11 protein-coding genes and 1 pseudogene are annotated in these 20,922 nt (G+C 67.8%); 7 read left to right on the top strand and 5 right to left on the bottom strand.

What is annotated here, in order from left to right; translation table 11 throughout:
• Positions 1 to 237: 237 nt before the first annotated feature.
• From ACTG9Q_RS31835 to ACTG9Q_RS31820, 4 genes are all read right to left on the bottom strand, one after another.
• A complete protein-coding gene (locus ACTG9Q_RS31835; RefSeq protein WP_455576661.1) occupies positions 238 to 3,357 on the bottom strand; it encodes a type I restriction endonuclease subunit R in 3,120 nt (1,039 codons plus the stop codon).
• A gap of 17 nt (positions 3,358 to 3,374) precedes the next feature.
• On the bottom strand, positions 3,375 to 4,607 hold the full coding sequence (locus ACTG9Q_RS31830; RefSeq protein WP_455576660.1) for a restriction endonuclease subunit S: 1,233 nt from the start codon (positions 4,605 to 4,607) through the stop codon (positions 3,375 to 3,377).
• Positions 4,604 to 6,349 carry a type I restriction-modification system subunit M gene (locus ACTG9Q_RS31825; protein ID WP_455576659.1) on the bottom strand — a complete coding sequence of 582 codons (1,746 nt, stop codon included), beginning with the start codon at positions 6,347 to 6,349 and terminating at the stop codon, positions 4,604 to 4,606. The genes ACTG9Q_RS31830 and ACTG9Q_RS31825 overlap by 4 nt, the downstream gene beginning before the upstream one ends.
• Positions 6,350 to 7,067: 718 nt before the next feature.
• Positions 7,068 to 7,586 (bottom strand): toll/interleukin-1 receptor domain-containing protein, encoded by a 519-nt coding sequence (locus ACTG9Q_RS31820; RefSeq protein ID WP_455576658.1) that lies wholly within the window; start codon positions 7,584 to 7,586, stop codon positions 7,068 to 7,070.
• 63 nt (positions 7,587 to 7,649) lie between these two features.
• Here ACTG9Q_RS31820 and ACTG9Q_RS31815 point away from each other — a divergent pair, with 63 nt between their 5' ends.
• The 7 genes and pseudogenes from ACTG9Q_RS31815 to ACTG9Q_RS31785 all read left to right on the top strand — a co-directional run bounded on the left by ACTG9Q_RS31815 (position 7,650) and on the right by ACTG9Q_RS31785 (position 19,654).
• Positions 7,650 to 9,761 carry a tetratricopeptide repeat protein gene (locus ACTG9Q_RS31815; protein WP_455576657.1) on the top strand — a complete coding sequence of 704 codons (2,112 nt, stop codon included), beginning with the start codon at positions 7,650 to 7,652 and terminating at the stop codon, positions 9,759 to 9,761.
• Positions 9,758 to 10,057, top strand: coding sequence for a CATRA system-associated protein (locus ACTG9Q_RS31810; protein ID WP_455576656.1), 300 nt, complete (start codon positions 9,758 to 9,760; stop codon positions 10,055 to 10,057). The genes ACTG9Q_RS31815 and ACTG9Q_RS31810 overlap by 4 nt, the downstream gene beginning before the upstream one ends.
• Positions 10,057 to 11,752: pseudogene (locus tag ACTG9Q_RS31805) on the top strand (CATRA conflict system CASPASE/TPR repeat-associated protein). The gene ACTG9Q_RS31810 and the pseudogene ACTG9Q_RS31805 overlap by 1 nt, the downstream one beginning before the upstream one ends.
• On the top strand, positions 11,742 to 15,188 hold the full coding sequence (locus ACTG9Q_RS31800) for a CHAT domain-containing protein (RefSeq protein ID WP_455576655.1): 3,447 nt from the start codon (positions 11,742 to 11,744) through the stop codon (positions 15,186 to 15,188). The pseudogene ACTG9Q_RS31805 and the gene ACTG9Q_RS31800 overlap by 11 nt, the downstream one beginning before the upstream one ends.
• Complete coding sequence (locus tag ACTG9Q_RS31795) at positions 15,169 to 16,347, top strand: SEFIR domain-containing protein (RefSeq protein ID WP_455576654.1); 1,179 nt, start codon at positions 15,169 to 15,171, stop codon at positions 16,345 to 16,347. The genes ACTG9Q_RS31800 and ACTG9Q_RS31795 overlap by 20 nt, the downstream gene beginning before the upstream one ends.
• Positions 16,348 to 16,500: 153 nt before the next feature.
• Complete coding sequence (locus ACTG9Q_RS31790; protein WP_455576653.1) at positions 16,501 to 17,010, top strand: GNAT family N-acetyltransferase; 510 nt, start codon at positions 16,501 to 16,503, stop codon at positions 17,008 to 17,010.
• Positions 17,011 to 17,395: 385 nt separating this feature from the next.
• Entirely contained in the window at positions 17,396 to 19,654 is a 2,259-nt protein-coding gene (locus ACTG9Q_RS31785) for a hypothetical protein (protein ID WP_455576652.1), read from the top strand.
• Positions 19,655 to 19,772: 118 nt separating this feature from the next.
• On the opposite strand, the gene ACTG9Q_RS31780 is transcribed toward ACTG9Q_RS31785, so the two are convergent.
• Complete coding sequence (locus ACTG9Q_RS31780) at positions 19,773 to 20,858, bottom strand: cytochrome P450 (RefSeq protein ID WP_455576651.1); 1,086 nt, start codon at positions 20,856 to 20,858, stop codon at positions 19,773 to 19,775.
• Between the last annotated feature and the right edge of the window lie 64 nt (positions 20,859 to 20,922).

Here is a 20,922-nt window from a genome sequence, read left to right as displayed (position 1 = left end):
CTTCCACTCGGCGAAGCTGGCCTCCAGATCGTCGGGCCGACGGTGGCGATACCAGTGGAACGCGTGAAGTGGCAGAGCGGCCGAGTCCGACTGCGGCGGCAGGGAGGGCACTCCCCAGCGACCTCGATCATGCTGTCGCCACTCATTCCAGTCAGGCTGTTCCTCGCCTGCCTGTTCGCTGACGGGGAAGTGGAGCACGGACGTCGCACGCCTGGCCTCTCCGCTCGGACTTCCGCGTCAGAAACTCGCCGGTTGGTCGATTGCCACCTCGTAAAAGGCGTCAGCGATTGCCGCCATGACACCATTGATCGCAGGCCCGTCGCTGAAGAAGTAATCAGCCATTGTGTTGTGGGCGTCTTGATTGTCGACAACCGCCTCGGTGACAGCTGTATGAAAGTCCTGCGACTCCATGAACTGCTTCTTCGAGTTCACTTTGGTCTGCCTGACCAGATCGGGGTACGCGAGCAACCGCTGGACCAGTCCATGAACGAACTCTCGGACCTGGGACTCGGTGAACGACTCGGCCCCGAAAAGGTCGTTCATCTTGTCGATGACCACCTGCAGCGCGACGTACTTCGACTCCTTCTTCGTTCCGGTCCCCGCTGCGTTGATACCTTTCAGTTGGCCGTCGCCGATCAGTGAGATGTCGACCGTGCTCGCCTTGTTGTGCTTCACCCCAACCAGAACCACGTCGGAGAGGTCGACCTCCGCAGCCCAAGCGGACTCGGCGATGACCTTCTCCAGCAGGCGCAGGAAGATCGAGAGCATCTCCAGGTATGGATCGCCGTAGTCGACGATCTGGCTCATGAAGTCGTAAAGCCGCACGTAGGTGGAGACGTCCTTGCGAAACATGTCGAGGGCGGTGAGTGTGACCTTGTCGCCTTCCTCGATCGCCCTGGCGTAGCGGCGCCGGAAGTCGTGCTGCGCTGGGCTGATCGCCGCTGAGAGCGCGTTGTTGCCCTTACGGGTGACCCACAGCTCGGCCACCTTGCGGACATCTTCTTCGGTGTAGATCCCGGCCTGTGCGAGCTTGTTGGCAAGGTGGATGACGACGTATGGGTCGGTCTCAGTCTCCAAGGTGGCATTCTTGAAGTATGGTTCGAAGGACGCCCTAATGTCCTCGGGTTTGTTCACGAAGTCGAGGACGAATGTCTTGCGCTTCTGCTCCCCGCTCATGGTGCGGTGGGTGCGGTTGAGCCGGGAAAGCGTCTGCACCGCGGTGACCCCGGACAGCTTCTTGTCGACATACATCGCGGAGAGCAGCGGCTGATCGAACCCTGTCTGAAATTTGTTGGCAACCAGCATGATCTTGTAGGTCTCACCTTTGAACGCGGCGGCCAGATCGGCGCCTGCTCCGGGGTTCATGTTCGGCTCGGTGAATTCGTCGTCCGTGGTCGGCGCCGGTCCCCAGTCCGTGACCCACTCCTCGTCCTTGGCCATCGACACGGCTCCGGAGAAAGCGACCAATGTCCGATAGTCGTAGGTGGCGTCCTGGGCTGCACGCTTGGCGATGTAGGCGTCGATCGCCTTCTTGTACTTCACTGCGGCCTTGCGCGAGCCGGTCACGACCATCGCCTTGGCCTTGCCGTCCAAAAGGTGCGCGACGTTGGTGTGGAAGTGCTCGACGATGATCTGGACCTTCTGGCCGATGTTCGTCGGGTGTAACTGGACCCAGCGCATCAAACCCTTGCGGGCAGCGGCTTCTTCGACCTCGTCGCCGTCGTTGCCGTCACCGGTTGCTTTGCTGGCGATCTTCAACGCGGTGTCGTAGGACTGATAGCCCTTCAACACGTCGAGAATGTAGTCCTCTTCGATCGCCTGCTTCATCGAGTAGAGGTGGAACTCGACTGGCTTGCCGTCAGAACCTTTGCGACCGAAGAGTTCCAACGTCTTGTTCTTCGGGGTCGCGGTGAACGCGAGGTAGGAGATGTTCGGCGACTCGGCGCGCTCGGTCATCTCCGCGGCCAAGACCGACTCGACGTCGACTGCGCCGCCATCTTCGATCTCCTCGAGCTCATCGGCGGTCAACACCTGCTTGAGCTTGTTGGAGATCTGGCCGGACTGGGAGGAGTGCGCCTCGTCAGCGATGACGGCGAACCGCTTGCCCTTCAGCCCGGCGTCAGCCCGAATCTCTTCAAGCGCGTACGGGAACGTCTGCACCGTCACCGCGATGATCAGCTCGCCGTTCTTCAACGCCCGTGCCAGCAGCCCGGACTTCGACTTCGCACCCGCCTTACGGACGTCTTCGGGGCTGATCGTGGCCACGATCTTGCCGGTGCCGTCGATCTGCCGGATCGCGTCCTGCAGTTGCCCGTCGAGGACGGTGCGGTCGACTACCACGATGACCGAGTCGAAAACCTTCTTGTCCTCGACGTGCAGCCGCGCAAGGCGATGGGCTGTCCAGGCGATGGTGTTCGTCTTCCCGGACCCGGCTGAGTGCTCGATCAGATAGCGATGACCCACACCTTCCTCGGCCACCGCGGCCACGATCTTCGTCACCGCTTCCCACTGGTGCAAACGCGGAAAGAGCATGCTTGTGCGGCGCACCGAGGTGCCGGTGGAGACGTCCCACTCCTCCTTGGTCTGCACGATCATCAGGCGGCCGATGATGTTCAACCAGGCGTGCTTTTCCCAGACGCGCTCCCACAGGTATGCCGTTGAAGACTTCCCGTCCCCGCCAGGAGGGTTCCCGCCACCGTCGCAGCCGATGTTGAACGGCAGGAAGTGGGTCTTCTCCCCCTCCAGTCTGGTGGTCATCGCGGCGAGGTCGTTCGAGACGGCGAAGTGAACCAGCGCCCGATGACCGAAGGACAGCAGCGGCTCGGGGCGGCCGTTCGTCAGCGGGTTGCGCTTCTTCTTGTATTGAATGATCGCTTCGTCTAGGGACTGGGTGAAGTCGGTCTTCAGTTCGACCGTGGACACCGGGAGGCCGTTGACAAAGAAGACCAGGTCGATATTGCGCTGGTCTGCGGTAGAGAAGTGCACCTGCTGCATCACGCGCACCCGCATCGCGGCGTACTCGGCGTTGGTGGTTTCGTTCAGCGTCGTCTCGGGGCGGAACTGGGCCAGCTTCAGCCGGCCGCCGCCGATGTATTGCACGCCGTTCCGCAGGATACTAAGCGTGCCACCGCCGTGTTCGAGGGGCTTGTCGAGGGCCGCGACCAGTACGTCGAGAAATTTCGCCTGCGAGCCTGCGGCTTTCAAAGCTTTCTCATACGCCGACTCCTGGGTCGCCTTCAGCCAGGCGAACAGGTCATCGGGGAACAGGGCGCGCTCGCGGTCGTAGCCGGTGTCTTTGGCCGAGTGCAGCCAGCCGTGGGCGTGGAGGTGCTCACAGATTTCGGCCTCAAAGACCACCTCATTATGGTCAGCCATCACGCCTCTCGAACATTGATCTGCCCCGTCACCGCAGCAGTGATCAGCGCCGCCCGGCGTTCTTTTGAAAGCGCAATGAACCGCTCCACCTCAGCGATGAGTATGTCGATTTTGACTGTCTGATCGTTGATGTGCTCAGCGATGCGGCGCTGCTCCGCGAGGTTCGGCAGCCAGATCGGCGTCATGCGCAAAATCGGCAGCCGGACGTTTGCCACTGTCGACCCATTTGCCGAAAGCACAAAGTGATCTTGAACACGATCTGAGTAGATCTGCCAGAGCAGAAACTCTCCGATGCATACCGAGTGATCGATCCGCAATAGCACCATCCGCTGGCCTAGACAAATCAGATCGTTCGGAACCATACACGCTTCGCCAGCTGGCGCCTCGCGCGTAAATAGGAGGTCACCTACCGACGGCGCCCCTCCGACATTCCGAGACTTCCATGTGTCGACACTGACAGGAAATCCATTCCCCGGTCGAAACTTTCCATTCCTGACCGAGGCGGTTCGGACTGCCTCATACTCGCTGTCGTCCGCCACTTCGGGAGTTGTGTGCGGACAATCGACGATATCGATACACGCGTTCCGAAGTCGAACGTTGGGCACCTGATTGACAAAGACCCCGTCGACAAGCGAACGCCGCCGCTCGCGAAGGAGGTCGATGAGGTGCCGCTGCTCCTCGATGAGGGTGTCGATGCGGCCAGTCTCGCGGTCGAGGTAGTCGGCAATGGCCCTCTGCCGGTCCGGCGGCGGCAGCGGGATCGGGATACGTGCGAGCTTCTCGGCAGTTAGGTGAGGCATCGAGACCACGTTGCAGTAGGCCCGGATATAACCGCTTGCCCGCAGCGCAATCAGGTAGAACGCAATGAAACGGCCGTCGAATTGCTCAAAGGGACGAAGTCGATTAATGGAGTTCTGAAACCCCCAGCCTGGAAGGTCCTCGCCGATATAGGCGGCACGACCGAACCCGCCCTGTCCACCTTCGACGACGACTACGTCCCCCGCCTGGAGTTTCAACTGCTCCAGTTCGGCTTCTCCGAACCACATCTCGTTCACGTCATCGAGGACAAGCAAGCCATCAGGCTGTACGTTGGCGGCGCGCATGTACAGGGCACGTACATCGCCACCGGAGTCCTTGCTCTGCAGCATCTTGCCGAGCGTGACTGCCGATACATTCTTAATCCGACCGGCGATCCACCCATCGGGCAATGTCGTCCAGAGAGGATTGCTCACTGCTCTACCTCACGCAGAAGGTCGAGGATCTTGGCGACCTGCTTCTCCAGGTCGGCGTCGATTTCAGCGAGAGGACGGGGCGGAAGATACTTGTAAAAATGACGAGAGAAGGGAATCTCGTAGCCAGTCTTGACCTTGGTCCAGTCGATCCAAGCATCGAGGAAGTGCGGCTTCACTTCAGCGTCGAAGTAGGCTTGGATGACATCCAGTTTACTGACAGGACTGGCGGTTGAATCGCCGTAGGTGAAGGGCACGTTCTCGGTTTCGCGCTTCTTGGCGTCCGGTTTCGGTTTGCCTTCGCGGTCGACGACGGGCTTGCCGTCCTCGTCCAACAGGGGCCGTTCGACGGTGATGCTCCAGTAGCCGAACTCGTCGTTCCGCAGAACCCTAGAGGTGTCAGGGTCGGCGTCGACGAAGTCGGTGTACAGCTTGACGACCTTGGCTCGATCGGTGTTGCCGATTTCGCGGTTCTTGGCGCCGAGGTTCTTGCGTATTTTGGTCCAAAACGAGGAGCCGTCGATAAGCTGGACCGTACCCTTGCGGTCGGGATGCTTAGTGTTGTCGAGAATCCAGATGTAGGTAGCGATGCCGGTGTTGAAGAACATGTTGGTTGGCAGCGCGACGATCGCCTCGACGAGGTCGTTCTCCAGCAGCCACTTGCGGATATTCGACGGGCCGGATTCCGCGCCGCCGTTGAACAGCGGAGAGCCGTTCATGACGATCCCGACCCGACCGCCGCCGTCCTCCGGTGCGCGCATCTTGTGGACCAGGTGCAGCAGGAACAGCATCTGCCCATCGGAGGTGGCCGGGAGGCCGGGCGCGAAGCGGCCGTAGGGGCCCGCGGAGTCGTGCTCGTTCTTGATGGCCTTTGCGTACTGTTTCCAGTCCACGCCGTAGGGCGGGTTGGACATGCAGAAGTCGAACTGGCGACCCTTGAACGCGTCGTCGGTCAGCGTGTTGCCGAAGGCAATGTTGGTCGCGTCGTGGCCCTTGGCGAGTAGGTCGGACTTGCAAATGGCGTAGGACTGTGGGTTGTACTCTTGGCCGTACAGGCCGAGCCGGGCGTCCGGGTTCTGCGCGAGCAGGTGCTCCTCGGCAAGTGACAGCATGCCGCCGGTGCCTGCGGTGGGGTCGTAGAGCGACCGGATGATGCCTGCCTCGGTCAGGTCGGCGTCCTTCTCGGCGAAGAGCAGGTCGACCAGCAGTCGGATCGCGTCGCGCGGGGTGTAGTGGTCGCCGGAGGTCTCATTGGCGGCCTCGTTGAACTTGCGGATGATGTACTCGAACGCGTCCCCCATGTCCGAATTGGACACCACGTCGGGATGGAGTTCGATGGCTCTGAAGGCTTTGACGACCTCGCGCAAGAGTCCTGCCTTCTCCAGCGCAAGAATTTCTTTCTTGAAGTCGAAGTAGTCGAACACGTCGACGTCTGCGGAAAACCGGTCGATGTAGTCGGCGAGGTTGTCCGCAAGACCGTCGGCGTCGGCCAGGAGATTAGCGAAGGAGTAACGCGAGGTGTTGTAGAACGGTCGGCCAGTGACCTTCGTGACCTCGACCTTGAGCCGGTTGGGGTTGGGGTACCTGGCCGCCAGCTCGCGCACGGTCTCCCGGTCAGGTTCGAGGATGCAGTCAAGGCGGCGCAGGATCGTGAGCGGCAGGATTACGTTTCCGTACTGGTTGGGGCGGTAAGGGCCCCGAAGTTGGTCGGCTATCGACCAGATGAAGCTACCGAGTGTGCTCACAACGATCCTTACGTAAGTCAGTTGTACGGATAACATCTTGCCGGAGGCTGCCGCTCGTCCGGCCTTCAGGCCTGGCGCGTCTCCGTGGTTATCAGCGTTGCAGGCGGCTGAACAGCCGGACCAGCGGCGGGTGGTGATCGGCAAGGTCGAGGATGGGCGTATGACAGCATGTTGACCTAGCTGAGCAGATCTGACCTCCTGAACTGGAGAGATCGGCATGGGCGTCGCCATGGCGGCGAGGAGCGGCTGAACCGGGTGGCGTGGCAGGTGACCCGGCGGGTGTTCCAGCCACTGCTTGCCAGACTCTGCGCCGAAGCGGGCCTGCCGCAGGTGCCGCCGAGCGGCGCGTTCATGGCTATAGCCCGGCGGTCGTCCCGGTGCCCTCGGACTGGCCGTACGGCAACCACGTCACCGGCTACTGGTCAGCCATCCCGGACTCGGCTACTACTCGCCGCCGCCTTGGCCGACTTCCTGGCTGTGGGCGACCCCGCCGGTGTGCCTCGGCTTCGGCAGAATGCCCGACGGTGCGCTGGCCCGCACTGCGCTGCTGGTTGCCCGGAGGACGGCGCGGACATGGGCGCCCGGGATCAGGCAGCCACCTTGCCAGACCGCGCGCGAACCGCTCGGATACAGACGGGCTCGCGGGCTTGGCGACAGCGGCCCAGTGTTGTCGGCCGATATAGCGGAAGCTGTTGCGCAGCAGGTGGACGACCTGTGGTCATGAGGTCAGCGGGGGCAGCGCCGGGAGAGTGCCCAGAGCGGGCGGGAGGTGCTTGGGCTGCTGGGTGAGCACCCGGAGCAGGTCTTCCATCCCGGCCTGGGTGAGATCCTTGATCACGAAGTTGTCCATGGCGCGAGGCTGGAGGAAGAGGGGGATCTGGTCGACGGTGTGGTCTGGCAGGACGACCGGGAGGATCTTCGGCAGCCAGCGGCGGCGGTCGCTGTAGACCAGTTCTCGGAGGAGGGCCGCCTCCGACTGGGTGCCCCGGTGCCGCCGTCCGAGCGCACCGTCGCCGATTCTGCGGTATGCGCTGGACGCGATGGCGAGGATGTAGTCGGATCGGGTGACGGTCTCGATCATCCACGGGTACCAGTCCTTGCGGATGCCCGTGGTCCACCGGTCGAGGGTGGTGTCGATGCCGAGCTGTTGGAGGGTGCGGGCGAACTCCAACACCAGTTGCTTGTGCTGGGGCGTCTGGTGCGTGTAGGAGACGAACACCGTCGGGGTGGGGATCATCCGCTCCTTCCGCCGGAAGTGCTGGCGCTGCCAGAATAGTCGTCCCGCAGGACGGGAGCGGAGATGGCGAGCGTCGAGAACTCGGTGAACTGCGAGTCGGCGAAGATGGTCGTCCAGATCGGGGAGGTGACCGGTGGCCTCGCGGTCCACCATCCGCGGCGCAAGGCGGTCGTGCCGCGCAATCTGCCGCCGTCAAACCGGCATTTCGTCGGCCGTGCCGCTGTGCTCGACCAGCTCACCGGCCTGTCTGGCTCGGAGAACCGGATCTGCGTGGTGGACGGGCCGCCGGGGATCGGCAAGACCACGCTGGTCGTGCGGTGGGCAGCGGGGGCGGCGGACGCCTTCCCGGACGGTCAGCTGTACGTCGACCTGCGCGGCTACGACCCGCGCCGGGCGCCCATGGCTCCGGACGACGCGGTCCGGGTGATGTTGGGCGCGCTGCGGGTGGACCCGGTGCCGGTCGATCCGGACGGGCGGAGCGCGATGTTCCACAGCGTCCTCGCCGCCCGGCGCATGATCCTCGTGCTGGACAACGCCCGCGACAGCGGCCAAGTCGGCCCGCTGCTGCCTGCCGGGCCGCGCTGCTTCACCGTCGTGACGGCGCGGGACCGGCTGGACGGCCTGGTCGTGCGGCACGGCGTCGAGCGCCTGACCCTGGGCGTACTCGACGACAGCGAGTCGACCCGGTTGCTGGAGAACCACCTCGGCACCGAGCGGATGGGGGCCGCGGCGGCCCGCGTGGTCACGGCGTGCGCGGGCCACCCGCTGGCGCTCAACGTCGTCGCCGCGCGCGCCGCCGCCGATGCCACCGTGCCCTTGACCGAGATCGCTGACGAGCTGCGGGACAGCACGCTGGAGGCGCTGCGGCTGGAGGACGCTCCGGACGCAGACCTGCGGACCGTGTTCTCCCTGTCCTACCAGCACCTCCCTGGACCGGTCGCGGCGGCTTTCCGCGCACTCGCTCTGCATCCCGGCCAGCCCCTCGGCTTGGCCGCGGCCGCCGCGATGACCGGCACCGACATCGGGTGCGCCCGCCGAACGCTGGCGGAACTCGTCCGCAGGCACCTCTTGGAGCCAATGTCCGAGCAGCGCTACGCCTTCCACGACCTGACCCGCGCCTACGGCTGGGACACCGCGCGCCGGGAAGACCCGCCTACCCGACCCCGGGAGGCGCTGCGCGCGCTGTTCAACCACTACCTGCACGCGGCGGACCGCGCGGACCAGCTGCTGAACTCCCACCGCCGCCCGCTGCCGTTCGAGCCGTGCGCCCGGCCCGACCTGCTCCCCGACCTCGCCGACCGCGCGCAGGCGCTGGCCTGGTTCGCCGCCGAGTACGCCCACCTCCCGGCCTGTGCCCGGCTGGCCGCCGAGCTGGGCGAGCACCCCTACACCTGGCAGCTGGCCTGGGTGACCTCGAACTACGCCTACCTGACAGCGCGCTGGCAGGACTGGGTCACCACCCACCGGGACGCGGTCGCGGCAGCTCGGATGGCAGGCGACCGGGTGGCGGAGGTGCGGCTGCGCCAATCCTTGGCTCGCGCGCACTGCGAGCGCGGCGCCTTTGACGATGCCGTCACGGGTTTCCAAGCCGTGTTGCGGACCATGGACGGCCTCGATGACACCCGGGGCAGGGCGAACGCGCTCAACGGCTTGGCGGGTGTCCACCTGCGGTCGGGCAACCACGCCGAGGCGCTGCGGGTGGCAACGAGCGCGTTGGGGCTCTACGCGTCGACAGACGATGACGCAGGCACAGCGAGCACTCATGCCATGCTGGGCCGGGCAAACCACAGGCTGGGCCGCCCGACCGAGGCCGCCGACCACCACGAACAGGCGTGGTCCGCCTACGCCGTGGCGGGAAACCTGTACGGGCTCGCGCACTCCGCGGACTGCCTGGCTGAACTCGCGGACGACCCGGCGGAGGCCCGCGCCCGCTTGGCGGAGGCGGTGGGGCTGCACTACGCGGTCGGGAACCGCCACTACGCCGCCCGTTCGTGTGAACGACTGCGAGCCTTGACGCACCGTGCGGGCGAGATCCACGCGCTGGACCGGGCGATAGCGTTCCTGGAAGGCCCCGCCGACTCCGATGACACCGAGTTCCTGGCGCTGCTCGGTTCGCCTTCCACTGAAGGCTATTGTGGCCCGCGGAGGACCCCGAGGGCGGAGGGCCGCGGATGATGGACACGGCGCAGTCGGAGATCAGCGGAGCCTTGACCTGGCTGCGGGAGCAGCGGCTCACCTCCGCGGACTGGGCGTTCGTGGAGGGACAGCTCGCCGCGCTCGACTCCGCGCTGGCCGACGGCGACGCGAACCGGGTCCTGCGCGTCGCCTACGAACTCGACCGGCTGACCCGGCGGGTAAAGACCCGGCTGGGCGAAGATCCCGACGACGACCGGGTGGAGATGCCGCGCGATCTGCGTGACCAGGCCAACGAACGGGTCGACGGGCTGCTGAAAGACCCTGACGAGCGGTGATGCCGCTGGCCGCCCCTGCGTTGCTGGTCTACCGGTTCCACCTGCCAGGCCCGCAGGCCTGGGGTGAGATCGGCGCCCGCTGGGACGCACTGGGGCTGGTTGCGGCCGTCCCCGGCTTGGGGGTCCCCGCCAGACCTGGGGCCGACCCTCCCGGCTCCGGCTCGGAGCTGGTGATCGCGGCAACGGCAGGGCCACCAGGCATTCGCGAAGCCTTCGCGCGCGTGGAGCACGACGCGGTCTGCGAGGTCGTGGTGCTGGCCCCGGGGCGGGACTTCGCCCCTGGCACATGGGTGGACCTGCTGGGACGCGGTCGCGAGCGGTACCGAGCCGATCGGCGAGGTCAGGGTCCTGCTCGGTCTCACCGATACGCCAGGTCCGGCAGCGGTGAAGCGGGCGGTGCCGCCGCCGGTGCTGCCCGGTTGGCACCGGCGGTGGGATGAGCTGACCCTGCCCGACGGCACGGTGGTGCGCTGCTGGGACCTCGTGCCCGGCACCGACGACGGGGCGCCGCTGCGCAGGCTCGCGGTGGTCGGGCCGCCTGCCGGGGAGGGCACGGTGGACAGTCTGGTGTGGACCTGCGGGGACGGTGGGCTGGCACCGTTCGGGCGGCACCTGCTCCACGCGGCCAAGATCCGCGAAGTGGTTCGCGTGTTCGCCGACGGCCGCGCGACGCGGGCCGTCCGGAGCCGCTTGGACACAGCTGTCGATGAAGGGGACGGCGACGCCCTCGCCAAGGCGGTGTCCACCGCCGCGACAGTCGACAGCCGCCTTGCGCGCGCCCGCGCGGCCATTGTCGCCACCGCGGCCAACCTCGGCACCTGCCTGCCGTTCCCACGCCAGGGCAGGGGCCCGCTGCACGACGACTTGGCACTGGCCGCCTGGCTCGACCAGCGGATGATGGACGAGGCAGAGAGCCTCGGCCGTGCGCTCGCCGACGCCTGCCGGGTTCTGGACGGCCCGCGCCGCACCGCGCGGTGCGCGGTGGTGCTGGCCGCGTCGGCGCTCGTGTTCGACGCCGTGCGGGCCTACCTTGTCGCCCCGGTCAGCGAGGTGGAGGAGCGCGGCTCACTCTACGAGACGGGTACCCTGCCCAACGGGTGGCAGGTGGCGCTGGCACAGCTGTCCGGAGACGGACCCGCGGCGGGGGTGGAGTTGGAGCGGGCGGCGCGGCGGTTCGGTCCGGAGTTGGTGCTGTTCGTGTGCTCGGCGGTGGGCCGAGGCGCCGTGCGGGCGGGAGACGTGGTGGCCGCGGCGACGGTGTACGACTACGCGGCGGGCACTGACGGGCCTGCCGGACCGCGTCACACGGTCAAGACCCATCACGCGGCGCATCGGCTCACCCAGCGCGCGCTGGCCGTCACGCGCCGTCCGCGGTGGCGGACGCCCGGACGGGCCCTCGTGGGTCCGCTGGCCACCGGCAGCCGTATCCCCCTCGACCAGGACTCGGTGACCGCCGTGCTGCTCGACGCGACGGCCTCCGACGCGCTGGCCGTGGAGTCGGGTGGGTTCGGGTTCCTGCACGCCGCCTACGTCAACCCGCCGGTCGATGCCCTGGTCGTGGCGGGCATCGACCGCACCGCCAGCGCACCGGGACGGGTCGTCGGAGGGCGGTCTGCCCGCAATGCCGCCGCATTCGCCGTCGACCTGCTCGACTCCATCCCGCCTCGGACGGGAGAGGCTGATCATGTGCGTTGATGAGCTGGCGAAGGTCAGGGCGCGCATTGAGCGCGCGGCCGGCGGTGATCTGGACGCGGTCCTCGAAGCGGGCGCCCTCACCGACGCCGCCGCGTTGTTGGCGGCGGCGCCGCGTGACGATCTGGCGGCCGCCAGGTCCGCGGGAGTGCTTCACGCGCTGCGTGCCTGGGCGCTTCCCGATAAGGAGGACGCCCTCGACTTCGCCTGCGCGGCCGAGCTGCTGCGGCCCGCGTACCAGGCGGGCCACGACGTGCCGGAGATCGTGCGGGAGATCGTCGCGCTGGACATTCCAGACTTCCTGACCGACATCGCGTCCGCACTGCTGATCCACGCCCGGCACACCCTGGACGTCCGCAGGGCGGGCGACGCCGCGGACCACCTGCGGTTCGCGATGCGGCTGACCGGCCCTGACCACCCCGAGCGCGGCGCGCACCTGACCAACACGCACGCGGCGTACCGCATCCGCTACGACGTCACCGACGACATCACCGACCTCGATCAGGCCCTCCGGGCGGCGGTCGCGCTGTGGGAGCGGGAGGAACCCGACACGGCGGCCTGGGCGAAGTGGGCCTTCGTCATCGGCAAGTACTGGCACTGGCGGTACCTGCACACCGGCGCGCACCACGATTGCGACCAAGCGGTCCGGCACCTCCACCTGGCGGTGGAAGCCTCGGCGGAGGGGACGCCGGAGCTGGTCACCCGTCTGCGGGAACTCGGCGTCGCACTGGACGACCGAGCCGACAGCGGCGGCGGGGCGGACGACGCAGGCGCCGCCGTCACCGCGCTGGAGCGGGCGCTGAAGCTGGCAGGCGACCCTGATGACCTCTGGCGCCTGCGGTCGCAGCTGTCGGACGCGCTGCGGCTGCGGTTCGACCTGACGGCGCACGCGGAGGACCTCGTCCGCGCCGAGCGGTTGGGCAGGGACGTGCTGGCGGCCACCGACGCCAACGACCGCGCGTATGTGAACCGGCTGAGCCGGTTGGGCATCATTTTGCGGACGAAGTTCGAGCAGACCGGCGACGCGAAGGACCTGAACGACGCCATCGACCTGCTGCGGGCGGCGGCCGAGCCAGTCGAGCACCACTGGGAGCGGGCCAAGCGGCTGTCGAACCTGGCCGACGCGCTGCGCCTGAGGGTTGAGCGCGTCGGGTCCCTGGCCGATGCCGACGACGCCGTCGACATCGCGCGGGAGATGGTCGAGGAGAGCGCGGCCGAGGACCCCGACCTGCCGATGCTGCTGAGCACCCTGGCCAGCGTCCTGCTCACCCGGTTCGAGCGCTCTGGCGAGCTAGCCGACCTTGACGAGTCCATCACCCGCGGCGCGGAGGCGGCGGCGCGCGTGACCGCGGGACACATCATCGAGTCGATCGTGCTGACCAACCACTCGACGCTGCTGATCGCCCGCTATGACCGGCTCGGCAGGCCCGACGACATCGACGACGCGATCGCCATCGCTCGGCAGGTGGTCAACCTGCCGGAGACCGCGGACCCGAGCCTCACCGAACGTCGGATCAACCTGGCCCTGCCCCTGCTCACCCGCTACCGGCGCGCCGCGACCCCGGACGACGCCGACGCCGATGCCGACGCCGAGGAAGCCATCGACCTTCTGGAGCGGGTCGTGCGGGAGACCCCGCCTGCCCATCCCCGGCGGTCGACCCGGCTGACCAACGCCGCGTTCGCCTACTTGTGCAAGCTGCAGAAGAACAAGCGGGGCGCCGTCGCCGAGTTCGACCGCGCGGTGGCGCTGGCCGAGGAGGCCGAACGGCTCAGCCACCCCGACGACGGTGAACGCGTGCTCACGCTGGCCAACCTGGGCGCGGCGCGGGCGCTGCGGTACGAGGCCCTCGGATCGTTGGACGACGCCCGGGCGGCGCTGACCGCCGACCGGGCCGCAGCGACGCTCGTGACCGCCCGCCCCGCAGTCCGGGTACAGACCGCTCGCCAGTGGGGGTTCACCGCCGTGACCTTGGCGGACTGGCCAGAGGCGGTCGCCGCCTACACCCTCGCCGTCGAGCTCATCGGCACGGTCGCGCCGCGCGAACTCGACCGTGGCGACGTGGAGTACGCGCTGGGCGAGCTATCCGGCCTGGGCGCGGAGGCGGCGGCGGGCTGCCTGCTCGCGGGCGACCATGAGCAGGCGCTGCGGCTGTGGGACCAGTCCGTCGGTGTCCTGCTGTCCCGGGCGCTGGACACCCGAACGGACGTCGCCCGGCTCGCCACGGCCGACGAGGAACTCGCGGCGCAATTCACCCGGCTGCGCCGCAGGCTGGACAACGGATCGCCTTTTGCCGACGGCGGGCAGCGGCGCGCGTTCGGCCAAGAGCTCGCCGACCTGCTCGACCGCATCCGCGCCGTGCCGAACCTGAGGGACTTCCTGCTCCCGCCCGAGTTCGCCGAGCTGCTGCCCGCCGCGGAGCACGGGCCCGTGGTGGTGATCGTCATCGCCGAGCACTGCTCGGCGGCGATGGCGTTGACGCCGGAGGGCGTGGTCGTGGTCGACCTGCCCGACGCCACCCCCGACGCGGTCCGCGACCAGGTCGGGGCGCTGCTCGGCGCCACCGGCGACGATTCGGCCCCCGACGTGCTGACCGGGGTGCTGCGGTGGGCGTGGGACGCGATCACGGGCCCGGTGCTCGACGCGCTGGCGTTGACCGGTGTCGACCCGCTGCCCAGGCTGTGGTGGTGCCCGACGGGCCTGCTCTCCCTCGTTCCCCTGCACGCGGCAGGCCACCACGACGACGCGTCCGGCCTTGGCCCGCCGCGCACCGTGCTCGACCGCGTGGTGTCCTCCTACACCCCGACCGTCCGAGCGTTGTTGCACGCCCGCAGGCCCCGCGCGGACCGACCCGTGCGGCCGCTGGTCATCGCCATGCCGAAGACCGACGGCGAGGCCGATCTGCCCGGTGCCGAGCTGGAGGCGGCGGCAGTGCGCTCGGCCATCGCCGACGCCGAGGTGCTGATCGGAGCGGATGCGCACAAGGCCGCTGTCGTCGACCGGGTGGCCGATCACGACTGGGTGCACTTCGGCTGCCACGGCAACACGGACCTGGACAACCCGTCGGCGAGCGGTCTGCTCCTCGCTGACCACAAGGCGGCGCCGCTGACCGTTCTCGACGTCAACCGGCTGGACCTGGCCGACGCCGAGTTCGCGTTTCTGTCGGCGTGCTCGACCGCGCGCACGGGGTCGGCGCTGCCCGACGAGGCGATTCACCTGGCGTCGGCCTTCCAGATCGCGGGCTACCGGCACGTGGTGGCGACGCTGTGGCCGATCGCGGACCGGCACGCGGTGAGGATGACCACGAGGGTGTACGAGGCGATCGCCGAGGAGGGGGTCGGTGCGACCCCCTACGCACTGCACGAGGCGACTCGGGACCTGCGCGACACGTGGAGGGCCTTCCCCGACGTCTGGGCGGGGTATGTCCACAACGGCGCCTAGAGCGTACGTCTCGTATTACGCCGAGTCGGTCGAGCACGTCGATCAGGTCCGGTCGTTCGCGGCCCTGCTGCGCTCACACGGCATCGACGCGCGAATGGACATCTGGGCGGGCACGGCGCGCCTCGATCGTCCACTCTGGAGCCTGAACGAGTTGCGCGCGGCCGACCGGGTGCTGGTGATCGCGTCGCCGACGTACCGGCGGGTCGGGGACGACGGGGTCGCCGTCGCGGAGATGGCCGACCTCGCCGGCGAGCTGGCCGCTTTGCGGGACCTCGTGCACGGCGACCGCGACGGGTGGCTGCCCCGGATCGTGCCGGTTCTGCTCCCGGGGCGCGACATCGTGGAAGTGCCGGTGTTCATGCAAGCCCGGACCGCGGGAGCCATCCGGGTCGCGGAGCTGACCTCCGCCGGGGTGCGCCCTCTGCTGCGGGAGCTGACCGGCAGCCCCGAACACCTGCCGCCGCGGTTGGGTCCGGCACTGCCCGATGTCGTCTCCTCCGCCGTGGTCGTGACCCCGGACTCGGCGGTGTACCAGGCGCTCGGGGTGGGCGTGCTCTCCGAGACGGAAGCCCGGGGGACGCTGTTCGAGCTGGTCGCGCCCGGCCGTTCGGCGTTCTGGCTCGGCCAGATCGCCGAGACCGACCCCGCGGCCGCCACCCACGTGGAGCGCGTTGCCGCACGATTCGCCGGGCTGCCAATCCTGCTGGTGGGCACGGCGGTGGGATTGTCCGGGGTCCGGGCAGGACACGTCGTGGTGGCCGACCACGTGTATGGCTATGACTCGGCACATTCAGCCGACGACGGCGACCGCGCCCAGATCAAGACCGCGGCCCCCGCCCACCGACTGCTCCAGCGTGCCCAGGCTGTCGCTCGCACCCAGGTGCGCGCCGTCGTGGGCCCGGTGGCCACGGGAGCAAAGCGGATCACCGGGCGGTGGTCACCAGCCGCCGCCTGGATCGCCGACCACTGCGCCGACGCCCTCGCCGCCGACTCCTGCGCCTACGGCTTCCTCCACGCGGCCTCGGCGGCCCCGGACGTCGAGGCCCTGGCGATCCACGGCATCACCAGCCGCCTCGGCGCCCGCACGGCCCGCGCGGCCGCCCCTGCCGCGGCGGCCTTCGCGACCGCGCTGATCGACTCGCTGACCGGTCACCGATAGAGACGGGCGCCGTCCTGCTTGGTCTATCTCGACGGTGTCGTGCTCGACGTCCCTGCCCGTCGACCCGTCTCGGTCGCCGCCGCGCTGTGCGCACGGCCACCTGTTCAGTTGATCAAGGTCTTTGTTAGATTTCCACGAGTGGACCCTGCGACCATGCGCGTGACCGACACGGTCACCCTCCATTCCCCGGAACCCGGCGATCTCGGCTGGGTCGTCTCCGCCCACGGCGCCTTCTACGCCCGTGAGCACGGCTGGGACGCGACCTTCGAGGCCATGGTGGCCTCCTTGGTGGCCAGCTACGTCGCCGAGTTCGACCCCGCGCTGGACCACTGCTGGATCGCCGTATCGAACGCCGTGCGGGTCGGCTCGGTCTTCTGCGTCCACGAGGACCGCGAGACCGCCCGCCTGCGCATGCTGGTCGTCGACCCCGACGTCCGCGGCCGGGGGGTCGGCGCCCGCCTGGTCGGCGAGTGCGTCCAGTTCGCCCGCCAAGCGGGCTACCGACGGATGGTCCTGCTCACCACCGACGACCTGGCCGCCGCCCGCAGCCTCTACGAACGCGCGGGCTTCGTCCTTGACCGCGTCGAGCCCGTCCGCCAGTTCGGCCACAAGGTCAACGAACAGCACTGGTCGATGGACCTCCAAGGGATGTCCCTCAACTGATCTTGTGCTCGTGTCAAGAGACGGTTGGCCGGCCGGTGGTGATGAGGTTGCGGAGGAAGCCACCGAGGACGACATTGACACCATTTCGGACAGATTCCCCGGTGGTCGTCAACTCGTACTTTCCCCATAGCCAGCACCAACAGCAAAGACGAACTGCTCATGCGCCAAGCACGGCTTCAGGTGGATTCCTCGAACTGGGCGAGCTGGTAGCCTTGAGGACTGCGACGACAACCTGGCGGGTTGCCATCGCCGGGCGCTGCGACCAAGCGCGAAGCGCCGGGTTTGACCGAGGCGGATGGCCTTCACGTGCGGGACTTCTCGCGTAGGATACTGCGATGATCATGGGGATGTCTCCTCCCGCCAATCCGATCGCCGTGGGGTGACCATGGACGTCTCCAACTCGGTCACGGCAGCGTGGATCAGCGGTCCGGTCATCCAGATCGGCTCGGTGTCGAAGAATGTGACGCTGGCCTTAACACGTGCAGACTACACGCTGCAATGGCTCGAACCTGTGCCGCTCACCGATGAGACCGAGCACGTGCCACAGCATAAGAAGGCTCCGAGTTACCTACTCGACGCGCGTCGAGGGGTCGTGCCGTATCTGCCCAGGCCTGACGTGCAGGAACAGTTGTCCGCATGGTTGAGCGACGACGCGCCGATGTCAGTGCTGCTCGTGCACGGCCCTGGTGGTCATGGGAAAACGCGACTGGCCGCCGCGTTCGCGACTCGCGTTCACCAGATGGGCTGGCTAGTCGCGCAAGCCGTGGAGTTCACGCAGCAGGCACAGCCTGGAACCCCCGCCGACCGACCGGTATTGGTCGTGGTGGACTACGCCGAACGGTGGCGCGCAACTGTCCTGCAGCGCATGATCGCATCGTTGCCCGCCGACTTCCGGGGACAGCGGGTGCGGGTCTTGTTGCTCGCGAGGTCGTCCGCGCTGTGGCGGCCACTGTCCGACCAGTTGGACCGGTTGCCCGTGGAACTGCCGGAGCCGATCCGGCTGGGTGATCTCGCCGCCGACCGCGAATATGTGTTCCACCACGCGGTGGGCGTTTTCAGCACGGCGTTGAACCGCGAAACCCGCGAGATCGAGACACCGGACTTGTCGAGCGCAGCTTACGAATCGGTTCTCACCTTGCACATGGCCGCTCTGGTAGCGGTGTGCTCGGACTCGCCGGAGGATCATCCGGCGCCTGGCGAACTGTCCCAGTACTTGCTCCGCCACGAACGCCGTTTCTGGCCGACGGAGATCTGGGATGACCTGGCGTGCTGCGTCTTCCTGGCCACCTTGCTGGGACCGGTCACCACCGAGGCCGCCTGCGCGCTGCTCGACCGCGCCAGCGTCGCGCGTGACGCGTTACGTTGGCACGACCGGCTGTACCCGCCCGCCGCCCGCACCGCGCTGACGCCCCTGCGTCCGGACCGCTTCGGCGAGGACTTCATCGCGGACCACCTCCTGCACGATCCTCGCGCCTGCGACCTGCTCACCGAGCTGCCGCTCGGCCGGAACGGGCTGATCACCCTGGCCGCGGCCGCTGAACGTCACGAACACGTCCGAAACCTCCTCTGGTCACTGCTGCCCTCGACACCGAACGACGACCTCAGTGATCCGCTGATCGAGGTTGTGGCACAACACGCTCCGACAGAGGTGCGCCAAGCGGTACACGACAGACTGCCCCACTTCCGGGTCGACCTCCTCCGCTCTCCCCTGCTACTCGCCCAGCAACTGCACGACTCGCTTCCAGTCGACGCGCGATTCGAGCGTGCGGTGATGATGACCGACCTGGCGAATCGGCAATCGATAGCGGGCGACCACCAGGCAGCCCTGACATCCGTCACCGCCGCGATCGAAGACCTCCGCCAATTGTCCGAAACCGACGCCAAGGTGCAGTCGGAGCTCGCGAGAAGCCTGCAGGACGCTGGCACCTATCTGCACAACGTCGGCAAGTGGACGCTCGCCTGGGGTCCCGCTGATGAGGCGGTCGAGATATACCGGAAGCTCGCCGCCGAGAATCCCGCGCACCGGTTCTCCTTGGCACAGGCACTCACCACCAGCGCCCTGCGGTTCAGCGAAATCAACAATCTGTCACAGGCAGCGATCCTCGCCCGTGAGGCGATCACACTCTGGCAACGGATTCCCCGGTTCGACCCGTTGTTCCACGACGAACAACTGGCCAGGGCGTACAACGCGCTCGGTGTCGTACTACTCCGCGACGATTCCGCCACGGAGGCGGTGGAAGCGCTCACCGAAGCCGCCGCGATCTACCGCAGGTTGACCGAGCTCGATTTCCTCACGTACCTGCCCAGCTGGGCTCGCAACATGGCGAACGTGGGCGTCGCCCTCGCCTTCGCATCGCGCCACGACTCCGCGCTGACGTGCGCTTTGACGGCAGTGGAAGCCTGCAGAATACTGGTCAGCCTGGACGAAGAGGCTTTCCTGTCGATGCTGGCCAGTGCCTGCCTCGCACTCGCCAGCGGACAGAACTCCACACCGGACCCCGCACCTGAAGCGCTCCCCCACGCTGAGGAAGCCCTCGCGCTGTACCGCCGGCTCGAAACACAACAACCCGGAGTGTTCAAGGACAACATGGCTGCCGCGGAAACGATCCTGGCCGAACTGAGGTTCACTCCTCACCGCCCATGATCCAGGGAGTTCCTGCACCTCGTCCCAGCGTCACAGGAACCAATATTCAACTCGACTCTGCCAGCATACGACTGTCTTCCGGCGATCACCTCCGCGTCCACTTTCCTCCAGACTTCGTTCACACGGCGATTTCCAGGTGCTCCAGTCCTCGGTACGTGCGGTTGGAGTTCCACTGGAAAGACAGTGATTTCGCGTTCGGGCAGCGACTGGCGAACTCCCGCAGGGTCAGGGTCGCCTCCAGGCGGGCCAGGGCGGCGCCGATGCAGAAGTGGGGGCCGACGCCGAAGGCCAGGTGGTCGGTGCGGGGGTGGCCGGGCACGTGGGTGGGGGCGCGGGTGGGGGCGTCGGTGGGGGTGAACGGGTCGCGGCCGGTCAGGGAGACCACGACGGGGGCGGTGGCGGGGATGTGGGTCCCGTCCACGGTGACGGTTCCGGTGGCGGTGCGGGCGACGTGGCCCAGGGGTGGGCGGAAGGCCAGCACCTGCTCCACGACGGAGTCGGCTTCCTCGTCCGCCAGTGGGCCGGTCAGCTTGTTCTCCACGGCGTACCAGAGTGTCATTCCGATGAGGGACGCGCTGGTCTCCAGGCCGCCGAAGAGCACCATCGAGCAGGTTGCCAGGCGGTCGCGGTCGCTGTCGCCCGCCAGTGCCCAGATCGCGCCCGCGCCGTCCACTTCGGCCATCGCCGCGCCCATCTCGCGCACGGCCTCCTGCGCCCGGCGCGCCCGGTCGACGCGGTAGGAGGCGGCGATGAAGTCGGCGATGGCGCGCGCCCACCCGTGCAGCCGCTCGGTGGGCACGTCGGGCAGGCCGACGATGTGCCCGATCGCCCTGGCCGAGATCTCCGCGGCAGGCCCGGCGATGGCGTCACCGCCGCCGGAGCGGGCGAACCCGTCGACGGCGTCGGCGACGATGCCTGACAGCTCCTCGCGCAGCCTGCGGATGCCCGCCGCGGAGAACATGGCGCCGACCTTGCGCCGGGCCGCCTTGTGCTCGTCGCCGTCCAGCATGACGAACCAGCGGCCCAGGGTCTCCAACAGTTCGGCGCACTCCGCCCGAGCGCCGCGGGGCAGGTGGAACCCCGTGCCCATCACCTGCGACGAGAACACCGGGTCGGCCAGCGCCGACCGGGCGCCGTCCCCGGCGATCACCCAGGACCCGAGGTCGTGGCGGTAGCAACCGGGCCCGCCCGTGCTGTCCGACATGGATCGTCCTCCCCCATTCGTCCGTCGACCTCGGAATCCGGCTGAGGAACGCTGGAAACCCCTC

The sequence above is a fragment of the Actinokineospora lacus genome, assembly GCF_053813445.1.
Note: the sequence above shows the minus strand (reverse complement) of the source record. Positions and strands in the feature narration are given on the sequence as shown.